A 17132-nucleotide genomic window follows, 5' to 3' on the forward strand; every position below is an offset into this window, starting at 1 on the left:
ACGACCACCTGAAAGGCGCGGCAATGTTTGACTATCTGCGTGATCCGCAGGAAATCTATGCCAAAAGCTTTGCCACCATCGAAGCCGAGGCCGACCTTGCCCGCTTTTCAGATGATCAGCGGCCCGTTGCCATACGCATTATTCATGCCTGCGGCATGGTCGAAATAGCCGATCAGATTGCCTTTGGCGGCGATGTCATTGCCAATGCCACCGATGCATTGCGGAACCGCAAACCGATCCTCTGTGATGCGGAAATGGTCCGGCATGGCATCATTTCGCGGCTGCTTCCGGCGGAAAACCCGGTTCTGTGCACCTTAAATGATGGCGATACCCATGGGCTGGCCCGTCAGATGGGCACAACCCGCTCCGCCGCCGCGGTTGAGGCGTGGGCCGATCATATCGAAGGTGCAATAATTGCTATTGGTAATGCGCCGACAGCACTTTTCCATCTGCTTGATGCCATTCATCATGGCCGCATGGCCAAACCAGCCGCGATTATTGGTATGCCCGTCGGGTTTGTCGGGGCGCGTGAAAGCAAGGATGCGCTGATTGAATATGCCGGAGACGTTCCGTTCATCACGCTGCGCGGGCGATTTGGCGGCAGTGCTGTGACCGCCGCCACCGTAAATGCCCTGGCGCGGCTGGCCCGCGATGACGGAGCAACACCGGATGGCACCCCAGGTCGCACGGCAGGGGTATCATCATGAACGAACAATCTCCGTTAAAAGGCCGCATCACGGTGATCGGCATTGGCGAAGATGGCTATGACGGCCTGTCGCCCATGGCGCGCAGCATCCTTGAAAATGCCCGGATCATATTTGGCGGTACGCGCCATATTGCCATGTTGCCCGGAACCAACACCGCAACCCAAAACAAATGGATCACCCCGTTTGAAGCCAATCTTCCGATGATTGAGGATTGCCTTGAACAAAACCCGGTGGTTCTGGCCAGTGGTGACCCGATGTATTTCGGGGTGGGCAATACGCTGATTAAATATTTCGGGACCGAACCAATATATGCCATTCCGGCACCATCAAGCATTTCACTGGCGGCATCGCGGCTGGGCTGGGCGTTGGCCGATTGTGACGTGATTACATTGCATGGCCGCGCCCCGGAAGGGATCCGGTCGCATTTGCGCCCGCACGGCAAGCTGATCGCGCTCAGTGCCGATGGATCGACCCCGGCCTTGGTCGCGGTGATGCTGTGCGAGGCAGGATTTGATCAAAGCCGCATGACGGTTTGCGAACGGCTTGGCGGATCAGAAGAACGCATCACCACCCAGACCGCCCAAACTTGGCAGTCCACCGCAACCTCGATGCCCGATGTCAAACCGGTTGATCCGTTAAACCTGATCATGATTGACCTTCAGGCTGGCCCAAAGGCCCGGCCGCTGCTCAAAGGACCGGGCTTGCCTGATGATGCCTTTATCCATGACGGCATGATCACCAAATCGGAAATCCGTGCGCAGACATTGTCATCATTGGCCCCGTTTGACGGTGGGGTATTGTGGGACATCGGGGCGGGATGTGGATCGGTTTCAATTGAATGGATGCGTATGGGCGGTGTTGCAGTCGCGATTGAGCGCGACGCAGAACGCTGTGCGATGATCGGCAAAAATGCCATTCGCCTTGGTGTCCCGGGCATTGCGGTTGAAGAAAAATCCATCGAAGAAGCCCTTCTGTTCGCAGATCGCCTTCCCGTTCCTGATGCCATTTTCATTGGTGGGGGCATTACCCATGACGGCCTGCTTGAGAAATGCTGGGATGTCTTGCCAGTACACGGACGGCTGGTCGCCAATACGGTGACGCTGGAAGGCGAAGAAAAATTATTACGTTTCTATAATAAAATGGGTGGCACGCTGTCGCGACTGTCGGTATCCCGACTGGTCCCGCGTGGCAATTTTAAGGGCTGGAGCAACCTTGCCCCCGTCACCCACTATGTCGGAGTAAAAGCATGAACCGTGCGGAACCATTATCCGCAAGCCCCCAAAGCCATCCGGTCACCGGAACGGCTTATGGTCTTGGCATCGGTCCGGGGGAGCCCGATCTGATCACGTTAAAAGCCTATAACATCCTGCAAAAGGCCGATGTGATTGCCTATCCCGCCCTTGAAGATGGCGTTAGTCTTGCCCGGCAAATCGTCGATACGCACATCCCAAAAGGCCGCACCGAAATTGCCATTCGCATCGAAATGGGCAAACCGGCTGATCCGATCTATGACGCGGCTGCGCTTGAAATTGGCCAGCATCTGGCGGCGGGTAAAACTGTCGCGGTTTTATGCGAAGGCGATCCGTTCTTCTACGGCAGTTTCATGTATCTGTATGGCCGTCTGGCCGATGCCGGGCATTCGGTTGAAACTGTCCCCGGTGTCAGTTCGATGATGGCCTGTGCCGCACAGCTTGGCGCCCCGCTTGCCGCCAAGAATGACGTTTTACAAGTCATCCCCGGACCACTGGATAAAGACCGCCTGCGCACGCAGCTTGGCAATACCGATGCCGCCGCAATCATCAAGCTTGGCCGTCATTTTACCAAAGTCCGCGATGTGATTAATGAGCTGGGCCTGACGGATCGGGCGCGCTATATCGAACGCGCCACCCTTGATAGCCAGAAAATGGTGCCATTGGCCGATCTTCCAGCCGATGCCACAGCCCCGTATTTTTCGATGATCCTGATCCACCGTCGCGGAGACGCATGGCGATGACTGCTCATAACAGCTCAAACACTCCGGTACCGGCCTTGCCGACCCATCCGATTGCCCCGATTGCGGTGATTTGCCTCACACAGCGTGCCCTTCCGATGGCAAAACGCATTGCCGCCAGCCTGCAGGGCGCGTCAGTTCATGGTCTGCGCACCCGGGTTTCGACCAAGGATGTCGATGTCGCCTTTGACGATACCATTGCGCATCTGCAACGAACATTTTCATCCGATCATGTGATCATTGGCGTCTGTGCATCGGGCATTCTGATCCGCGCACTCGCACCGCTTCTGGCCGGAAAGTGGCAAGATGCCGCCGTGCTTGCCGTTGATGAAGCCGGTAAAACCTTTATCCCGCTTTTGGGCGGACATCATGGCGGTAACCGGCTGGCGCGCGATTTGGCAGACCGCCTTGGTGGCATTGCGGCCATCACAACACCGGGCGATGCCATGCTGGGTCTGGCCCTTGATGAGCCGCCCAAGGGGTGGAAACTCGGCACGCCTGAAACGATCAAGCCCGCGACCGCCGCCCTTTTGGCCGGTGCATCCGCGCGTCTTGAGATTGAGGCTGGGTCCGGCGCATGGCTGACCAACAGTACCCTTCCTCAGTCTGAGGACGGCACCATCCTGATCACGGCAACCGCACGCGAAGGTGCCGATGATGACGCGATCAGTGATGTATCAGATACCGCCATTACATATCACCCGCCGGTCCTTGCGCTGGGTGTTGGATGTGAGCGCGGCTGTCCAATTGATGACTTGTATGATCTTGTCACGGAAACGCTGGCCGGGCAGTGTCTGAGCGTCAAGGCAATTGCCTGTGTCACCTCGATTGATCTTAAGGCCGACGAGGCGTGCGTCCATGAACTGGCCCGCCGCCTTGGTGTCCCGGCCCGGTTCTTTGATGCGCAAACGCTTGAGGCTGAGGCAGACCGGCTTGTCACCCCGTCTGATGTGGTCTTTGCCGAAACCGGCTGTCATGGTGTTGCCGAGGGTGCCGCGCTTGCGACCGTTGGTCCAAATGGCAAACTGATCGTTCCCAAACACAAAACCAAACGCGCGACCTGTGCGGTTGCCTTGTCACAAGATGACATCACACCTGAAACCGTGGGCAAAGCCCAGGGCAAGCTTTCGATTGTCGGCATTGGGCCGGGTCAAACCGGCTGGCGCAGCCCGGAAGCCTCCGACCTGATTGGCCGCGCATCCGATATTGTTGGCTATCAGATGTATCTTGATCTTCTGGGCCCGCTGATTGACGGCAAGGATTGCCATCATTCCGATTTGGGTGCCGAAGAAGCCCGCGCACGCCATGCGCTTGAACTCGCCGCAACCGGCAAGGACGTCGCACTGATCGGGTCGGGCGATGCCGGGATTTATGCGCTGGCAACATTGGTGTTTGAATTGCTTGATCGCGAAGACCGCAGTGACTGGAACCGGGTTGCAGTTCAGGTGTCACCGGGGATTTCCGCCCTTCAGGCAGCGGCATCGCGGATCGGGGCACCGCTGGGCCATGATTTCTGTGCGATTTCGCTATCGGACCTTCTGACCCCGCGCGACGATATCCTGCGCCGTCTTAAGGCCGCTGCCGAGGGCGACTTTGTGATTGCATTCTATAACCCGGTATCCAAACGTCGCCGCGATTTGCTGGCCAAGGCGCGCGATATCCTGCTCGACCACCGCAATGCGGATACGCCCGTGGTTCTGGGCCGTCAACTGGGCCGCCCGGATGAGGAAATTACGGTCGTTCCGCTTTCGAAACTAGAAGTCGATATGGTCGATATGCTGACCACAGTTCTGATCGGGTCCAGCAACAGCCGCCATATCACGCGCGGCGAAAACCAATGGGTCTATACCCCGCGCGGCTACGCCAAAAAGGGCCCGGATGCTGCCAATGCCCCGGTTTCAAGCAGCACGTCCACATCCAAAAACGACAAGGCAGAATAATGACCGTTCATTTTATTGGCGCTGGCCCCGGCGCCCCGGACCTGATCACGGTACGTGGTTTGCGGCTGATCGAAAAATGCCCGGTGTGTCTGTATGCCGGGTCGCTGGTGCCCGAAGAAATCGTCACATCGGCCCCGGAAGGTGCGCGCGTGGTTGATACCGCATCGATGCATCTTGATGAAATCATTGCCGAAATCGAAGCGGCCCACGCCAAGGGCCAGGATGTTGCGCGTGTTCATTCGGGCGATCCGTCGATTTATGGTGCAATCGCCGAACAGATCCGCCGACTGGATGATCTTGGCATTGCCTATGATATTACGCCGGGCGTTTCGGCCTATGCGGCCGTCGCAGCCGAAATCGGGGCAGAGCTGACCCTGCCCGATATTTCGCAAACCGTGATCCTGACGCGCACCGCCATGCGGTCATCAAGCATGCCAGACGGCGAAAGTCTCTCGGAACTTGGCAAATCGCGCGCAACACTGGCGGTGCATTTGTCGATCAACAATCTGGTCAATGTCGTGCGGGACCTGACGCCGCATTACGGCGCGGACTGCCCAGTGGTGATTGCCTATCGTGCGACATGGCCTGATCAGCAATATATCTTTGGCACGCTTGGCGATATCCGTGCCAAGGTCAAAGGCAGCGGCATTACCCGTACCGCCCTGATCATGGTGGGTGACGTTTTCGGGCGAAAAGACTTTACCGACTCCCGACTTTACGCCGCAGACCACACGCATGTTCTACGCCCGGCCAAGGCATAAGAAATCCGGGCGGGCACATGTCCGCCCGTTTTTTGCACAAAGCACCCAAGCACGAAGTTTATTTTTTGCGCAGAACCAACAATTTGCTGAAAAATATGTCATTTCAACCGTGAACATCCTTGACCGCCCCTTGCCCGGACGCCTTTAATCAAAAGGTAACTAAGGGAAGAGTGCATGTTCAATGAGATGAAGATGGACGACCAGATTCGCGAACCTTATCGCGCGTTGGTTGAATGGATGGAAGCAAGCGGCCCCGAGGTTCTTGAACAAAAGCGCCTCGAAGCCGAAACTCTGTTCCGCAAGATCGGGATTACATTTGCCGTTTACGGCGAAGGCGGCGATCCCGAACGGCTCATACCCTTTGATTTGATCCCGCGTATTTTTACCGCTGGCGAATGGCGTAAGCTTGAACGCGGTGTCAAACAGCGCGCGCGCGCGCTCAACACATTTTTGTATGACGTCTATCATAATGCGGAAATCATCAAGGCCGGGATCGTTCCGGCCGATCTGGTTTTCAAAAATGCGGCGTTTGAGCCCGCCGTGATTGGCATTGATCCACCGCGTAAGGTTTATAGCCATATTGTCGGTGTCGATATTGTGCGCACCGGGCCAGAAGATTTTTACGTTCTTGAAGACAACTGCCGCACACCATCTGGTGTGTCGTATATGCTCGAGAACCGCGAGATCATGATGCGCATGTTCCCGGATCTGTTCAAAAGCCTTCGGATCGAGCCGGTCGAAAGCTATCCCGACATGTTGCTCAAGACGCTCAAAAGCATTGCACCCGACAAATGTGATCGCGATCCCAATATTGTGGTCCTGACCCCCGGTGCAATGAACAGCGCGTATTATGAGCATTCCTTCCTGGCCGACCAAATGGGTGTCGAACTGGTCGAAGGACAGGATTTGTTTGTGTCCGACGGCCGTGTTTACATGCGCACCACACGCGGGCCGGAACGGGTTGATGTGATTTATCGCCGCATTGACGATGCCTATATCGATCCACTTTGTTTCCGCCCCGATTCAGTACTGGGTGTGCCGGGCCTGATGAATGTGTATCGATCGGGCGGGGTTGCCATTTGTTCGGCACCCGGAGCGGGTGTTGCTGATGACAAGGCGATCTATACCTATGTCCCCGATATGATCCGCTTTTACCTTGGTCAGGAACCGATCCTTAATAACGTGCCGACGTGGAAATGCGGCAAGCCTGATGATCTGAAATACGTGCTTGAAAACCTTGGTGAACTGGTGGTCAAGGAAGTCCACGGGTCAGGCGGCTATGGCATGCTGGTTGGCCCGGCATCGACCAAGGAAGAACAGGTTGCCTATGCCGAACGCATCAAGGCCGATCCGGGCGACTTCATTGCCCAGCCAACCCTTGCGTTGTCTGCCTGCCCGACATTTGTTGAAAGCGGCATTGCACCACGTCATGTCGATTTCAGGCCATTTTGTCTTGTTGGCGACAACATTCGTCTCGCACCGGGGGGATTGACCCGGGTTGCCATGCGCGAAGGGTCGCTTGTTGTGAACTCGTCACAGGGTGGCGGGGTCAAGGATACATGGATCATGACCGATTAAGGAAAAGGGGGTTTAGAGATGCTTAGTCGTACTGCTGACAACCTTTTCTGGTTGTCGAGATATGTTGAACGGGCTGAGAATATGGCCCGTCTGATGGAAATGGGCTATCGCATGGCGCTGATGCCTGCGGTCGGTGATGGCAATCGATCTGAATGGGAATCGGTTTTGTCGGCGTCGGGCTGCCATGCGGGATACGATCCCAACGCGCCGCTGCGCCAGGAAGAGGTTGCCAATTTCCTGATCTTTAGCCGGGAAAACCCGTCATCGATCATTAATTGCTTTGAAGCCGCAAGGGCCAGTGCGCGCGCCATGCGTACAGCCATTACCGCCGAAATGTGGGATGCTCTCAACAGTTCATTGATGGAGCTTCGCCGCCCATCAATGCACAATCTGGCCAAGAACGAACTTCCCGAGTTTATCGACTGGGTGAAAAAGCAGGGTGCGCTTTTCCGTGGATCAACAGATTCCACCATTTTGCGCAATGACGGCTATGACTTTATCCGTCTGGGCACCTTTATCGAGCGGGCTGATAACACCGCGCGTCTTCTGGATGTTAAATATTACGTTCTACTCCCTGAAACCAGCATGGTTGGCGACGGGGTTGATAACTATCAATGGACCACGGTCCTTCGTGCCGCATCGTCATTGCGCGCCTTTCACTGGGTGTATCGCGATGATTATTCGCCCTATCGCATTGCGCATTTCCTGATCCTTAATCCGTTCAGCCCGCGTTCGCTGGCCCATTGTGCCGAACAAATTACCCAGCACCTTGAAAGGCTGGCCCGTCATTACGGGCAACGCCACCCGGTTCATGGGCAGTCGGTCGAGATGTATTCAATGCTGACCCAAAGCGACATGGAAGAAATCTTCTCGACCGGGTTGCACGGTTTTCTCAGTGATTTTCAAGGGCGTAACCGCGCACTTTCGGCGGCAATTGCCGAAACCTACCATTTCGGGGGACAGTAAAATGCGCCTGACAGTCGAACATCACACCCATTATCGATATGAATCACCCGCGCGTCATGTGGTGCAAAGCCTGAAACTGACGCCGGCACAATTTGACGGACAAAAAATCCTGAACTGGTCGATCAAGGCGGAAGGCTGCCTGATCGGCTCTGAATTCACCGATGGAAATGGCGACATTATCAGCACACTGACCGTCGGCGGCCCGGTCGATGGTATTGATATTTTTGTTTCTGGCGAGGTTGAAACCACCGATACAGCAGGCGTTTTGCGCGGGCACAAGGAACGCGCCTTCCCGGACGTCTTCCTGCGCTCAACCCCGATGACGAAATCAAGTTCAGCCATTCGCAAACTGGCCGAAAAGGCCGCCAAAAAGACAAAAGACTCCTCACTTCTTGACCGCGCGCATGCCTTGGCCGATGCGGTTTCAGACGCGGTTGTCTTTGCACCGGGCACGACGGATGTGCACACCACGGCGGCGGATGCGCTGGCCGATGGTAAAGGGGTTTGTCAGGACCACGCGCATGTGCTGATTTCTGCGGCCCGTCATCTTGGCATCCCGGCGCGCTATGTTTCGGGATATCTGTTTGCCGATCTGCATGGCAAAGCCCACGAGGCATCGCATGCCTGGGCCGAGCTTCATTTACCTGAATTGGGCTGGGTCGGATTTGATGCGGCCAACCGATGCTGCCCAACAGATTATTATATTCGTCTGGGGTCTGGACTTGATGGGCAGGTGGCCACACCTATACGGGGCGTACATACTGGTGGTGCTAACGAGAATTTGGATGTAACAGTGGTCGTTGCGCAATCACAACAATAGCCGGACCCGTTAAGACATGACCTACTGCGTCGGTTTGATGCTGAAAGAAGGATTGGTTTTCCTTTCTGATACCCGCACGAATGCTGGCCTTGATAATATTTCACGCTATCGCAAGATGTTTACCTGGGAAGTTCCGGGTGACCGCGCGATTGTGGCACTTTCGGCTGGCAACCTTGCGATCACACAGGCCGTCATGAGCACATTGCATGAAGCCATTGATGATCCCGATACGAAGCCCGGCGATTGCATCCTTAGCGCGCCCAGCATGTTTTGTGTTGCCGAGCTTGTTGGTCAGGCGATGCAAAAAGTTCAGTTGAAATACCATGACACGCTTGAACAGCATCATGAAAGCAGTGCGGCCTCGATCATGATCGGCGGGCAGCGCAAGGGCGGCGATCAACGCCTGTTTCTGGTCTATGCCGCCGGAAACTTTATCGAGGCCACCGAGGACACGCCATACCTGCAAATTGGCGAGCATAAATACGGCAAACCGATCCTTGATCGTGTGATCACCCCGGACACCCCGATCCACGAAGGGGTTAAGGCTGCCTTGCTGTCGATGGACTCGACCCTGCGTTCGAACCTGTCGGTTGGCATGCCGCTTGACCTTGCCGTTCTGCCCGATGATGCATGTGAATTTTCAGAATTACGCCGGATCGAAGCCGAAGACCCCGGTTTTCATGCGCTGTCATCTGCCTGGTCAACGGCCCTGCGCGATGCCTTTGCCATGATGCCAGACGAACATAGCACCCCGTCAGACGACTAGAGCGTATTGCATTTAATCTGCGTCATTTTGTTTGTTTTTGGCGTGCCGTTTGGCACGGAACAAAGACGTGGAACATGCGCCCCGCCAATAAAATACCGGCGGGGAATTTGCATGCTCGACAAGTGCGTGCATGCAAATTATCTATAAAATCATGAAAAACGAATCCGACACCACGATCACCGGGCGCATCACCCGTGCCTTGGCCGACCGCATTATTTCTGGCGACATCGCGCCGGGCACCAAATTGCGTCAGGATCACTTTGCCGAGGAATTTGGCGCCAGCCACGTACCGGTCCGCGAAGCATTCAGGCGGCTCGAAGCGCAAGGGCTTGTCGTTAGCGAACCACGCCGGGGTGTCCGCGTTGCCAGCTTTGATATCGCCGAAGTGCGCGAAGTTGCTGAAATGCGCGCATCACTTGAAGTTCTGGCCCTGCGCCACGCAGCCCCGCACCTGACCAGCGCGATCCTTGACGAGGCAGAAGCCATCAACCGGGCCGGGGAAAATGCCCCGGATGTCCGGGCATGGGAAGAAGCCAACAAGGCCTTTCACCGCATCATTCTTGAACCGTGCAACATGCCACGTTTGATGGCGACGATTGACGACTTACATGCCGCAAGTGCGCGGTTCCTGTTTTCGGGATTTCGCATGGAATGGGAAGCCCCGACCGATCAGGATCACCGCGCCATTTTACGCGCCCTGCAGGAACATCAGTTTGATGTGGCGGCCGCGACCCTTGCCCGTCACGTCAAATGGATCGGCACCAAAACCGGGGCCAAACGACATATGCGCGCCCCTTCGTAAGCCAAAATTACCCAATTTTCTGGTCTGATGATTGGATGGATGCCACGACCGGCATCTGCCTGAGCCGTATTATGCGTAAATTTTGCATTTTTATAGATAATTTTTAACGTTTAAATTCAATTAGATAGATTTGATCCGACGAGTTACTCCACAAATTTCGCCGTTTAATGAATTTTGGGATTGATTTTAAGCACCAATGACGCCGTAATTAATAGATCAGATTCATTTTTATAGATAATTTTGAATTGCGGTCTTAAGGAGCACGTCATCATCATGGTAAATCCCGTTTCACATGCGACATCTGCACCATTGAACAATCCGGTTTTAGCCGGGGCAAAATACTGCCTGATGGTCGTGCTTGGCGTCGCCTTGATCACTGCAAGTGCCAAAACCACCGTGCCGTTCTGGCCCGTCCCGATGACCTTGCAAACCATGGCGATCATGGCAATTGCAGTCGCCACCGGCCCGCGCATCGCCGTTGCAACCATGCTGGCCTATCTGGCGGCGGGGGCAACCGGCTTACCCGTCTTTGCCGGAACGCCGGAACGCGGGATTGGCATTGCCTATATGATGGGCCCAACGGGTGGCTATCTGGCCGGATACCTGATTGCGGCGGGCTTTGTCGGCGCGCTTGCGCGTGGTCGCGGTGCGGTTGGGCGCTTTGTCGTGATGATGGCGGGCATGGTGCCGGTCTATCTTTTGGGGCTAGCAGGGCTTTCGGGTTTTGTCGCATCGGAAAAGGTTGTTGCGCTTGGCTTCACCCCATTCATTCTTGGCGACACCATCAAGATTGCGCTGGTGGCGCTTGGCGGTGCTGCGATCACGCGCCTGACCAAGCGTAAACCGTCAAACCGCGCTGACGCGGCCTGATCCCATGACAGCAGGATCAACCGATATGGCAACGGCCCACCGCACCCTTTGCGGCGATGCGCCCAAAACCTCATCCGATGCAGCGCGCCATGACTGGACGGTTGAGGCGGTTGAGGCGATTTATCGCAGCCCCCTTCTTGAACTGCTGGGCCGGGCCAATGCCGTGCATCGCATCCATCACGATCCGACGCATGTGCAAAAGGCCAGCCTGCTGTCAATCAAGACCGGCGGTTGCCCGGAAGACTGTGCTTATTGCCCGCAATCGGCCCACCACCGCGAGGTCATACTGGGCAAGGAACAGTTGATGGACCCGGCATCGGTCATTGAAATGGCAACCCGTGCGAAGGATGCAGGCGCGGATCGTTTCTGTATGGGGGCGGCATGGCGCCAAGTGCGCGACGGGGCCGCATTTGACGCGGTGCTTGAGATGGTGCGCGGTGTGCATGATCTTGGCATGGAGGCCTGTGTCACGTTGGGGATGCTCCGCCCCCATCACGCGCAACAGCTTAAACAGGCCGGACTGACCGCCTACAACCATAACCTTGATACCAGCCCGGAATTCTACGACCAGATCATCACCACGCGCACCTATCAGGATCGGCTTGATACGCTGGCCGCCGTGCGCAGCCACGGTATTGATTTGTGCTGTGGCGGGATCATTGGCATGGGTGAAACCATCCGTGACCGGGCATCAATGCTTCAGGTTCTGGCCAGGTTTTCGCCCCATCCCGAAAGTGTGCCGATCAACGCCCTTGTTCCAGTGGCGGGAACCCCACTTGCACATCGCGATCCGATTGATCCGCTGGAACTGGTGCGCATGGTTGCAACCGCACGCATCGTCATGCCGACATCGACCGTGCGTCTTTCCGCCGGGCGCACAGACCTTAACCGCGAAGCACAGATCATGTGCCTGATGGCCGGGGCCAATTCGGTGTTTTACGGTGAAAAGCTTTTGACCACACCCAATCCGGAAGAAGACAGCGACACCGCCCTTTTCAAGGCATTGGGTCCGATCGCGGCCTAAAACAGTTCAACCCCCGAACCCGTACCGCCCGTACGGGTTTCAATTGGCGAAGCTCCTTTAATCCGGGGGCTTCGCCATTTTTTTAATCGGCGGGTATCTATGGACAGGAAAAAGGGATCAGTTGGCTTCGGCCGTTTCGCGGGGCTGATAGATAAAGCCATGGGCCGGATAGATACGGCCAAAGGTGCCAAGCGTGTTCATCATGCGCACTTGCGACCAGTCATTATTGGGCGAAACGTCAACCACGGGCTGACGGTAATGGACTTTGCCGCGTGTGCGCGAATCACCACCCCAGTTGGCCTGATTTACCAATATCTTGCGATCATCAAGAATGGCCGAAACAACCGCAACATGGCCCAGTTTCAAACGTGATGTTTTACGCAAGGTCAGGACCGCACCAACTTGGGGCCGATGTCCACGTGCATAATTCTTGTTGCCAGCCTGCGCCCACCATGTCCAGGCATCACCATAAATCTCGATCCCCGAGACTTCACGGGCATAGGGCACGCATTGCAAAAACTTGCTGGTCGGGGCAAAGCTGTTGAGATGGGAGTTCGGCACGCTAACATTGGTCAGGAGCTGAACCGTATCACTGGGCATCGGCCCATCAGACCGGGAAACCGATTTTGCGGTGGTAAAGCATGCAGACAGCATCAAACACAATCCGACGATCCCGATCAGGCGCATCTCAGTTCCCCAAAAACATCACAATGAATGACCTTAGCCCGACAGGGTTTAAGTAATTGTTTATTGTTGCCCGTCATTGGCATGACATCGGCATTTAACGACGCGCGCCAATCTTGCCAATCCGATACAGCCGCCACAGGCCAATAAGGGCGGTACACAAGATCAAAACGCCTGACCCGCGCGCGGTATATTGAATGTTACCGGCCTCAGATATCGCGCCAAGCAACGTCCCACCCAGCGCCATGCCGCCAAAGCTGGTTGCGCTCCAGAAACTCATTACCCGACCGCGCAGCCGGTTATCAACGGTCAGTTGCAGGGCGGTTTGCGACCCCACCCCGACCAACGTCAAACCCCCACCGGTCAGTGCAACCAGAACAACTGCCATTTCGTACCATGGGGCAAATCCAAGCCCCAGCATCCCGACCGATGCGCCAAAGGCACCATAAATCGTAATGCGCTGATAATCGGCCGCGTTCGATCCGACCCGTGACAGGAAAAAGGTCGATGCCACCGCCCCGACACCGCCCGCAGATGCCAGCATGCCAAGCCCGGTGACACCACGTTCATAGACCGCCTCGGCAAAGACCGGCATCAGTTCGACCATGCCGGTTCCCACCAGCGACACAAAGCATGACAACGCCAATACAGACCGGATCATCGGATGGTGAATGGCATAACGCGCGCCATCGACAAGCGATGCCCAGATGCGCCGACTTTTGGCATCGGGCGCGCGGTCCATATGGATCGTCACCACCGAAATCACAAAGATCATTGGAAGGTAACTGAGCGCATTGATCATAAAGGCCGCACCCGTGCCCCATGTCGCAATCACAACCCCACCAACAGCCGGCCCCACCAGACGCGAAATATTGAAATTCATCGCCGCATAGGCCACGGCCCGGCTCATGAATTCGCGCTTTACAATCACCGGCACCAGTGACAGCCGCACCGGTGTCATTGCACTGCCCAGAATGCCCATGGATCCCGCCAGAACCACCATCCACGGCAGGCTCATCATGTCGGCATAGGACAAACCCATCAGAAGGAACGACACAGCCGCCTGCCCCAGATTGATCACCATGGCGGTACGGCGCAAATCAACCCGGTCGGCCATCACCCCGAAAATCGGACCAAGGAAAAACGCCGGTGCAAAATTCAATGCGGCAATTGTCCCGGTCCAGAATGCCGATCCGGTCAAAGACCATGCCAGCCATGACATGGCGATTTTCTGCACCCACAGGCCTTGGGTCGTGATGCATTGCCCAACCAGAAACAGGATAAAATTACGATCAGAAAAGATCGACTGCGGACGTGTATCGCCCGACGTGGAAACCACGCGCGTTGATGATGGCTCGGATTGATCGGGAGCAGGTGACGGCAAGGAGACTCCAATCGTCAAAAGACAGGCAGATCAGGTTTGGCAAGGACGCAAGGAGGGATGGCACAAAAGCGCCCAAGAAGTCGCACACCGCCAATGATCTATCACAAAGACGATAAGGGCGATTGCCCGATTATACGAAAGACATGCCAGATTGGCATTAATTCTTCGCAATTCATTTGTAGAATACCTTCCCAAAGCAGATCAAAGAACACATATCAAAATCGGGAAACCTGCCGGTCCAAACAGCAAGAAAGCCGGAGAACGTCCTCGAACAGCCATTGTGACAGCGCCGGGGTATCGCACCGAATGAACCAGTCTTTCCGCGAGATCGAACGCGAACAATTCGCTATTAATCCGAAAACGTGCGAGTGGACGCTGCGCGCGATGACCGCCCTTCGCGCCAATATCGACATCAATATCAAGATGCATGGTGCGCAAGACCATCTGGCACAGGGCGATATTTTCATGTTCAACCATTTCGCCCGGTTTGAAACCTTTATCCCGCAGTATCTGATCGCATTGGAAACCGGTGTTTATTGCCGCTCCATCGCTTCGGGCGAGTTTTTTGCGCAGGACAATACCTTTTCACGCTATCTGCGTGCGCTGGGCGGGGTGCCCAACAATTATGAACGGCTGTTGCCCTTTCTGGCCGAGGAAATCCTGCGCGGCGGCAAGGTCGTCGTCTTCCCCGAAGGCGGGATGGTCAAGGACCGGCGCGTCACGCTTAATGATCGCCCGCATCCCAAACGTCCCGATTACAGTGTCTATTCCCGATCCGCCGACGCCAGACGTGCCCACCATACCGGTGCCGCCCTTCTGGGACTTTGTATTGATGGCTTTAAAATCGGTTTGTCCGCGCTGATTGCCAAGGGCGATACGCGTGAACTTGCCCGCTGGGCTGATATTCTTGAGGTCGAAGAGGATGTTCTTCGCACCGTTTTGGCCAAACAAACCTTGATGTTTCCGGCCAACATTACCTTCCATCCGTTGCGTGTTGATCAAAACATCCTTGCCCGGGCGGCGGATATGTTTACTGGCGGGCTGAGCCCGAAAATGGCCGAAGAAATGATCATTGAAGGCAACCTGATGTTCAAACAGACCGATATGGACATCCGTCTGGGCGATCCGGTTGACCCGCGCGGTCAGTTTAACTGGCTTGATCGGCGGCTTCTGGCACGGCGCGTACAACGCGCGGGCAGCATTGATGATTTATTCAAACCGGCCAAAACCCTTGAAACCCTGCCAGACCGGGTTACGCAATATGCCCTGACGCGTCATATCGCGCCGCTTCGCGATCACTGCATGGCGGTGATGTATTCCAACCTGACGATCAACGTCAGTCATCTGGCGTCACGCCTGATTATGATGTGGCTTGATGACGGGGTCACGGAAGTCGATATCGAACATTTTGACCGCACGCTTTATCTAGCGATCAAAAACATCCAGCAGGTCGATACGGTTCATCTGCATCGCGGCATGCTGAACCCGGCCGATTATATCGGCATCTTTGATTTGAAGTGTCCGCAAATCCGGTTCTTTATCGACAGTGCGGTTCAACTGGGCCTGATTGAGCGCCGTGACGGAAAATACTGCTTCCTGGAGAAATTACAGGCCGAAGCCGGGTTTGATCAAATCCGCATGGACAACCCGATCATGGTTTATGCCAACGAAATGTCACCGATCCATGCGGTGTGGCAGGCACTTGAACGCGCGCGTGCCGAAGTTGATAACCTGACAGATCGCGACATTGCCCATCGCCAGTTCGATGATGAAATCCGGGCGTGGCAATGGAACCGCAAAAGATACGAAAAACGCAAGTACGATACGATCAATTCACAGGAAACGGCCACCGCCGACAGCCGCCCTTACTTGAACCTGCCCAACGGAAATGAGCATTTCACACTTGGCATTTTGCTGGTGCACGGGTTTCTGGCATCCCCGGCTGAACTTTATGAACTGGGCGAAAAATTTGCCGCACAGGGACATGCTGTCATGGGGGTACGGCTTGCCGGTCATGGGACATCGCCCCATGAATTACAAAGACGCAAATGGACCGATTGGCTGGCATCTGTGCGACGTGGCTATGACATTCTCGCACCGTTCTGCGACCAGATCATTATCGTCGGTTTTTCCACTGGCGGTGCACTGGCAGCAATCCATGCAAGTTCCCATCCTGAAAAACTGACCGCCTTGGTTCTGGCCGGAACACCGCTTAAGTTCCGCAATCGCAATCTGATGTTTGTGCCGTTGCTGTATGGTGCGAACAAGCTGATGGGCTGGATGCCATCGGCACAGGAAATGCTGAGTTTCCGAACAAACGAGTCGGAACATCCCGAGATCAATTACCGTAACATTCCCATCGGCGGATTGTATCAATTGCGCCAGGCGGTGGCGGAAATGCAGCGTTGCCTGCCCGATATTGAATGCCCGACCCTGATCTTGCAGGGTGATGGCGATCAGGTGGTTGATCCGGCCAGTGCACGCATGATCAAACGCCTTGCCACCGGAATAACCGATCTGGATGTGCAGATGCTGAAATCCGATCGCCATGGCATCCTCAATGAGGATATCGACAATGCGCAGGAACGCATCCTGCAATTCGTCGAACGTCATGTCGAAGCGTCACATCGCATGCCCAAGGCGATTTCGGCAGAATAGCGTCATGGCCTAGCCCGCCACGGCGGGAATAAACCCTCTCAGGTCTGTTTGGACATGGATGAATGTCAGTTGAATGGTGCAAGACACTTCGGCATCAGGGCTTGATATCTTTTGGGCGCCATTTGCGTCATTTGCACCATTGGAAACCTCGATCATCATCATTGCGCAACTTCCACCACCAA

General features: G+C 55.6%; 15 protein-coding genes. 13 read left to right on the forward strand and 2 right to left on the reverse strand.

Annotation, left to right across the window (positions count from 1 at the left end; translation table 11 throughout):
- Positions 1–23 precede the first annotated feature (23 nt).
- The 12 genes from COO92_RS08085 (at position 24) to bioB (ending at position 12224) form a co-directional block, all read left to right on the forward strand.
- Positions 24–707, forward strand: a complete 684-nt coding sequence (locus COO92_RS08085; protein ID WP_101301273.1) for a precorrin-8X methylmutase — start codon at positions 24–26, stop codon at positions 705–707.
- On the forward strand, positions 704–1957 hold the full coding sequence (cbiE, locus tag COO92_RS08090; protein WP_101301275.1) for a precorrin-6y C5,15-methyltransferase (decarboxylating) subunit CbiE: 1254 nt from the start codon (positions 704–706) through the stop codon (positions 1955–1957). The genes COO92_RS08085 and cbiE overlap by 4 nt, the downstream gene beginning before the upstream one ends.
- Entirely contained in the window at positions 1954–2700 is a 747-nt protein-coding gene (gene cobI, locus COO92_RS08095) for a precorrin-2 C(20)-methyltransferase (RefSeq protein WP_022733776.1), read from the forward strand. The genes cbiE and cobI overlap by 4 nt, the downstream gene beginning before the upstream one ends.
- A complete protein-coding gene (gene cobJ / locus COO92_RS08100; protein WP_338063609.1) occupies positions 2697–4637 on the forward strand; it encodes a precorrin-3B C(17)-methyltransferase in 1941 nt (646 codons plus the stop codon). Before cobI ends, cobJ begins: the two co-directional genes overlap by 4 nt.
- A complete protein-coding gene (cobM, locus tag COO92_RS08105) occupies positions 4637–5398 on the forward strand; it encodes a precorrin-4 C(11)-methyltransferase (RefSeq protein ID WP_101301278.1) in 762 nt (253 codons plus the stop codon). The genes cobJ and cobM overlap by 1 nt, the downstream gene beginning before the upstream one ends.
- Positions 5399–5572: 174 nt before the next feature.
- Positions 5573–6976, forward strand: a complete 1404-nt coding sequence (locus COO92_RS08110) for a circularly permuted type 2 ATP-grasp protein (RefSeq protein ID WP_101301279.1) — start codon at positions 5573–5575, stop codon at positions 6974–6976.
- Between the two features lie 18 nt (positions 6977–6994).
- Positions 6995–7942 (forward strand): alpha-E domain-containing protein, encoded by a 948-nt coding sequence (locus COO92_RS08115; RefSeq protein WP_101301281.1) that lies wholly within the window; start codon positions 6995–6997, stop codon positions 7940–7942.
- A 1-nt stretch (position 7943) separates the two neighbouring features.
- On the forward strand, positions 7944–8762 hold the full coding sequence (locus tag COO92_RS08120; protein ID WP_101301283.1) for a transglutaminase family protein: 819 nt from the start codon (positions 7944–7946) through the stop codon (positions 8760–8762).
- Positions 8763–8778: 16 nt separating this feature from the next.
- Positions 8779–9528 carry a proteasome-type protease gene (locus tag COO92_RS08125; protein WP_101301285.1) on the forward strand — a complete coding sequence of 250 codons (750 nt, stop codon included), beginning with the start codon at positions 8779–8781 and terminating at the stop codon, positions 9526–9528.
- A 130-nt stretch (positions 9529–9658) separates the two neighbouring features.
- A complete protein-coding gene (locus COO92_RS08130; RefSeq protein ID WP_240626365.1) occupies positions 9659–10330 on the forward strand; it encodes a GntR family transcriptional regulator in 672 nt (223 codons plus the stop codon).
- Positions 10331–10603: 273 nt separating this feature from the next.
- Positions 10604–11200 (forward strand): biotin transporter BioY, encoded by a 597-nt coding sequence (locus COO92_RS08135; protein ID WP_101301287.1) that lies wholly within the window; start codon positions 10604–10606, stop codon positions 11198–11200.
- 4 nt (positions 11201–11204) lie between these two features.
- A complete protein-coding gene (bioB, locus tag COO92_RS08140; protein ID WP_165792302.1) occupies positions 11205–12224 on the forward strand; it encodes a biotin synthase BioB in 1020 nt (339 codons plus the stop codon).
- Positions 12225–12341: 117 nt separating this feature from the next.
- Here the strand turns inward: bioB and COO92_RS08145 are convergent, their stop codons facing one another.
- Together COO92_RS08145 and COO92_RS08150 are read right to left on the reverse strand one after the other, a co-directional pair.
- On the reverse strand, positions 12342–12911 hold the full coding sequence (locus COO92_RS08145; RefSeq protein WP_101301290.1) for a CHAP domain-containing protein: 570 nt from the start codon (positions 12909–12911) through the stop codon (positions 12342–12344).
- 94 nt (positions 12912–13005) lie between these two features.
- The gene (locus tag COO92_RS08150; protein WP_240626366.1) at positions 13006–14292 is read right to left on the reverse strand and encodes an MFS transporter; all 1287 of its coding nucleotides are present in this window, start codon (positions 14290–14292) and stop codon (positions 13006–13008) included.
- A 306-nt stretch (positions 14293–14598) separates the two neighbouring features.
- On the opposite strand from COO92_RS08150, the gene COO92_RS08155 reads away from it, so the two are divergent.
- Positions 14599–16950: an alpha/beta hydrolase gene (locus tag COO92_RS08155; protein ID WP_101301293.1), complete on the forward strand. Its 2352-nt coding sequence runs from the start codon at positions 14599–14601 to the stop codon at positions 16948–16950.
- The last annotated feature ends 182 nt before the right edge of the window (positions 16951–17132 follow it).

This window comes from Thalassospira lohafexi, from assembly GCF_002844275.1.
Classification (GTDB): Bacteria; Pseudomonadota; Alphaproteobacteria; order Rhodospirillales; family Thalassospiraceae; genus Thalassospira; species Thalassospira lohafexi.

Excerpts from the sequence above, each read along its gene's own strand:
- bioB (WP_165792302.1), top strand. The coding sequence starts at position 11,205 with ATGACAGCAGGATCAACCGATATGGCAACGGCCCACCGCACCCTTTGC.
- COO92_RS08135 (WP_101301287.1), top strand. The coding sequence starts at position 10,604 with ATGGTAAATCCCGTTTCACATGCGACATCTGCACCATTGAACAATCCG.
- COO92_RS08085 (WP_101301273.1), top strand. The coding sequence starts at position 24 with ATGTTTGACTATCTGCGTGATCCGCAGGAAATCTATGCCAAAAGCTTT.
- cbiE (WP_101301275.1), top strand. The coding sequence starts at position 704 with ATGAACGAACAATCTCCGTTAAAAGGCCGCATCACGGTGATCGGCATT.
- cobJ (WP_338063609.1), top strand. The coding sequence starts at position 2,697 with ATGACTGCTCATAACAGCTCAAACACTCCGGTACCGGCCTTGCCGACC.
- COO92_RS08120 (WP_101301283.1), top strand. The coding sequence starts at position 7,944 with ATGCGCCTGACAGTCGAACATCACACCCATTATCGATATGAATCACCC.
- COO92_RS08125 (WP_101301285.1), top strand. The coding sequence starts at position 8,779 with ATGACCTACTGCGTCGGTTTGATGCTGAAAGAAGGATTGGTTTTCCTT.
- cobM (WP_101301278.1), top strand. The coding sequence starts at position 4,637 with ATGACCGTTCATTTTATTGGCGCTGGCCCCGGCGCCCCGGACCTGATC.
- COO92_RS08130 (WP_240626365.1), top strand. The coding sequence starts at position 9,659 with ATGCAAATTATCTATAAAATCATGAAAAACGAATCCGACACCACGATC.
- COO92_RS08145 (WP_101301290.1), bottom strand. The coding sequence starts at position 12,911 with ATGCGCCTGATCGGGATCGTCGGATTGTGTTTGATGCTGTCTGCATGC.
- cobI (WP_022733776.1), top strand. The coding sequence starts at position 1,954 with ATGAACCGTGCGGAACCATTATCCGCAAGCCCCCAAAGCCATCCGGTC.
- COO92_RS08115 (WP_101301281.1), top strand. The coding sequence starts at position 6,995 with ATGCTTAGTCGTACTGCTGACAACCTTTTCTGGTTGTCGAGATATGTT.
- COO92_RS08155 (WP_101301293.1), top strand. The coding sequence starts at position 14,599 with ATGAACCAGTCTTTCCGCGAGATCGAACGCGAACAATTCGCTATTAAT.
- COO92_RS08110 (WP_101301279.1), top strand. The coding sequence starts at position 5,573 with ATGTTCAATGAGATGAAGATGGACGACCAGATTCGCGAACCTTATCGC.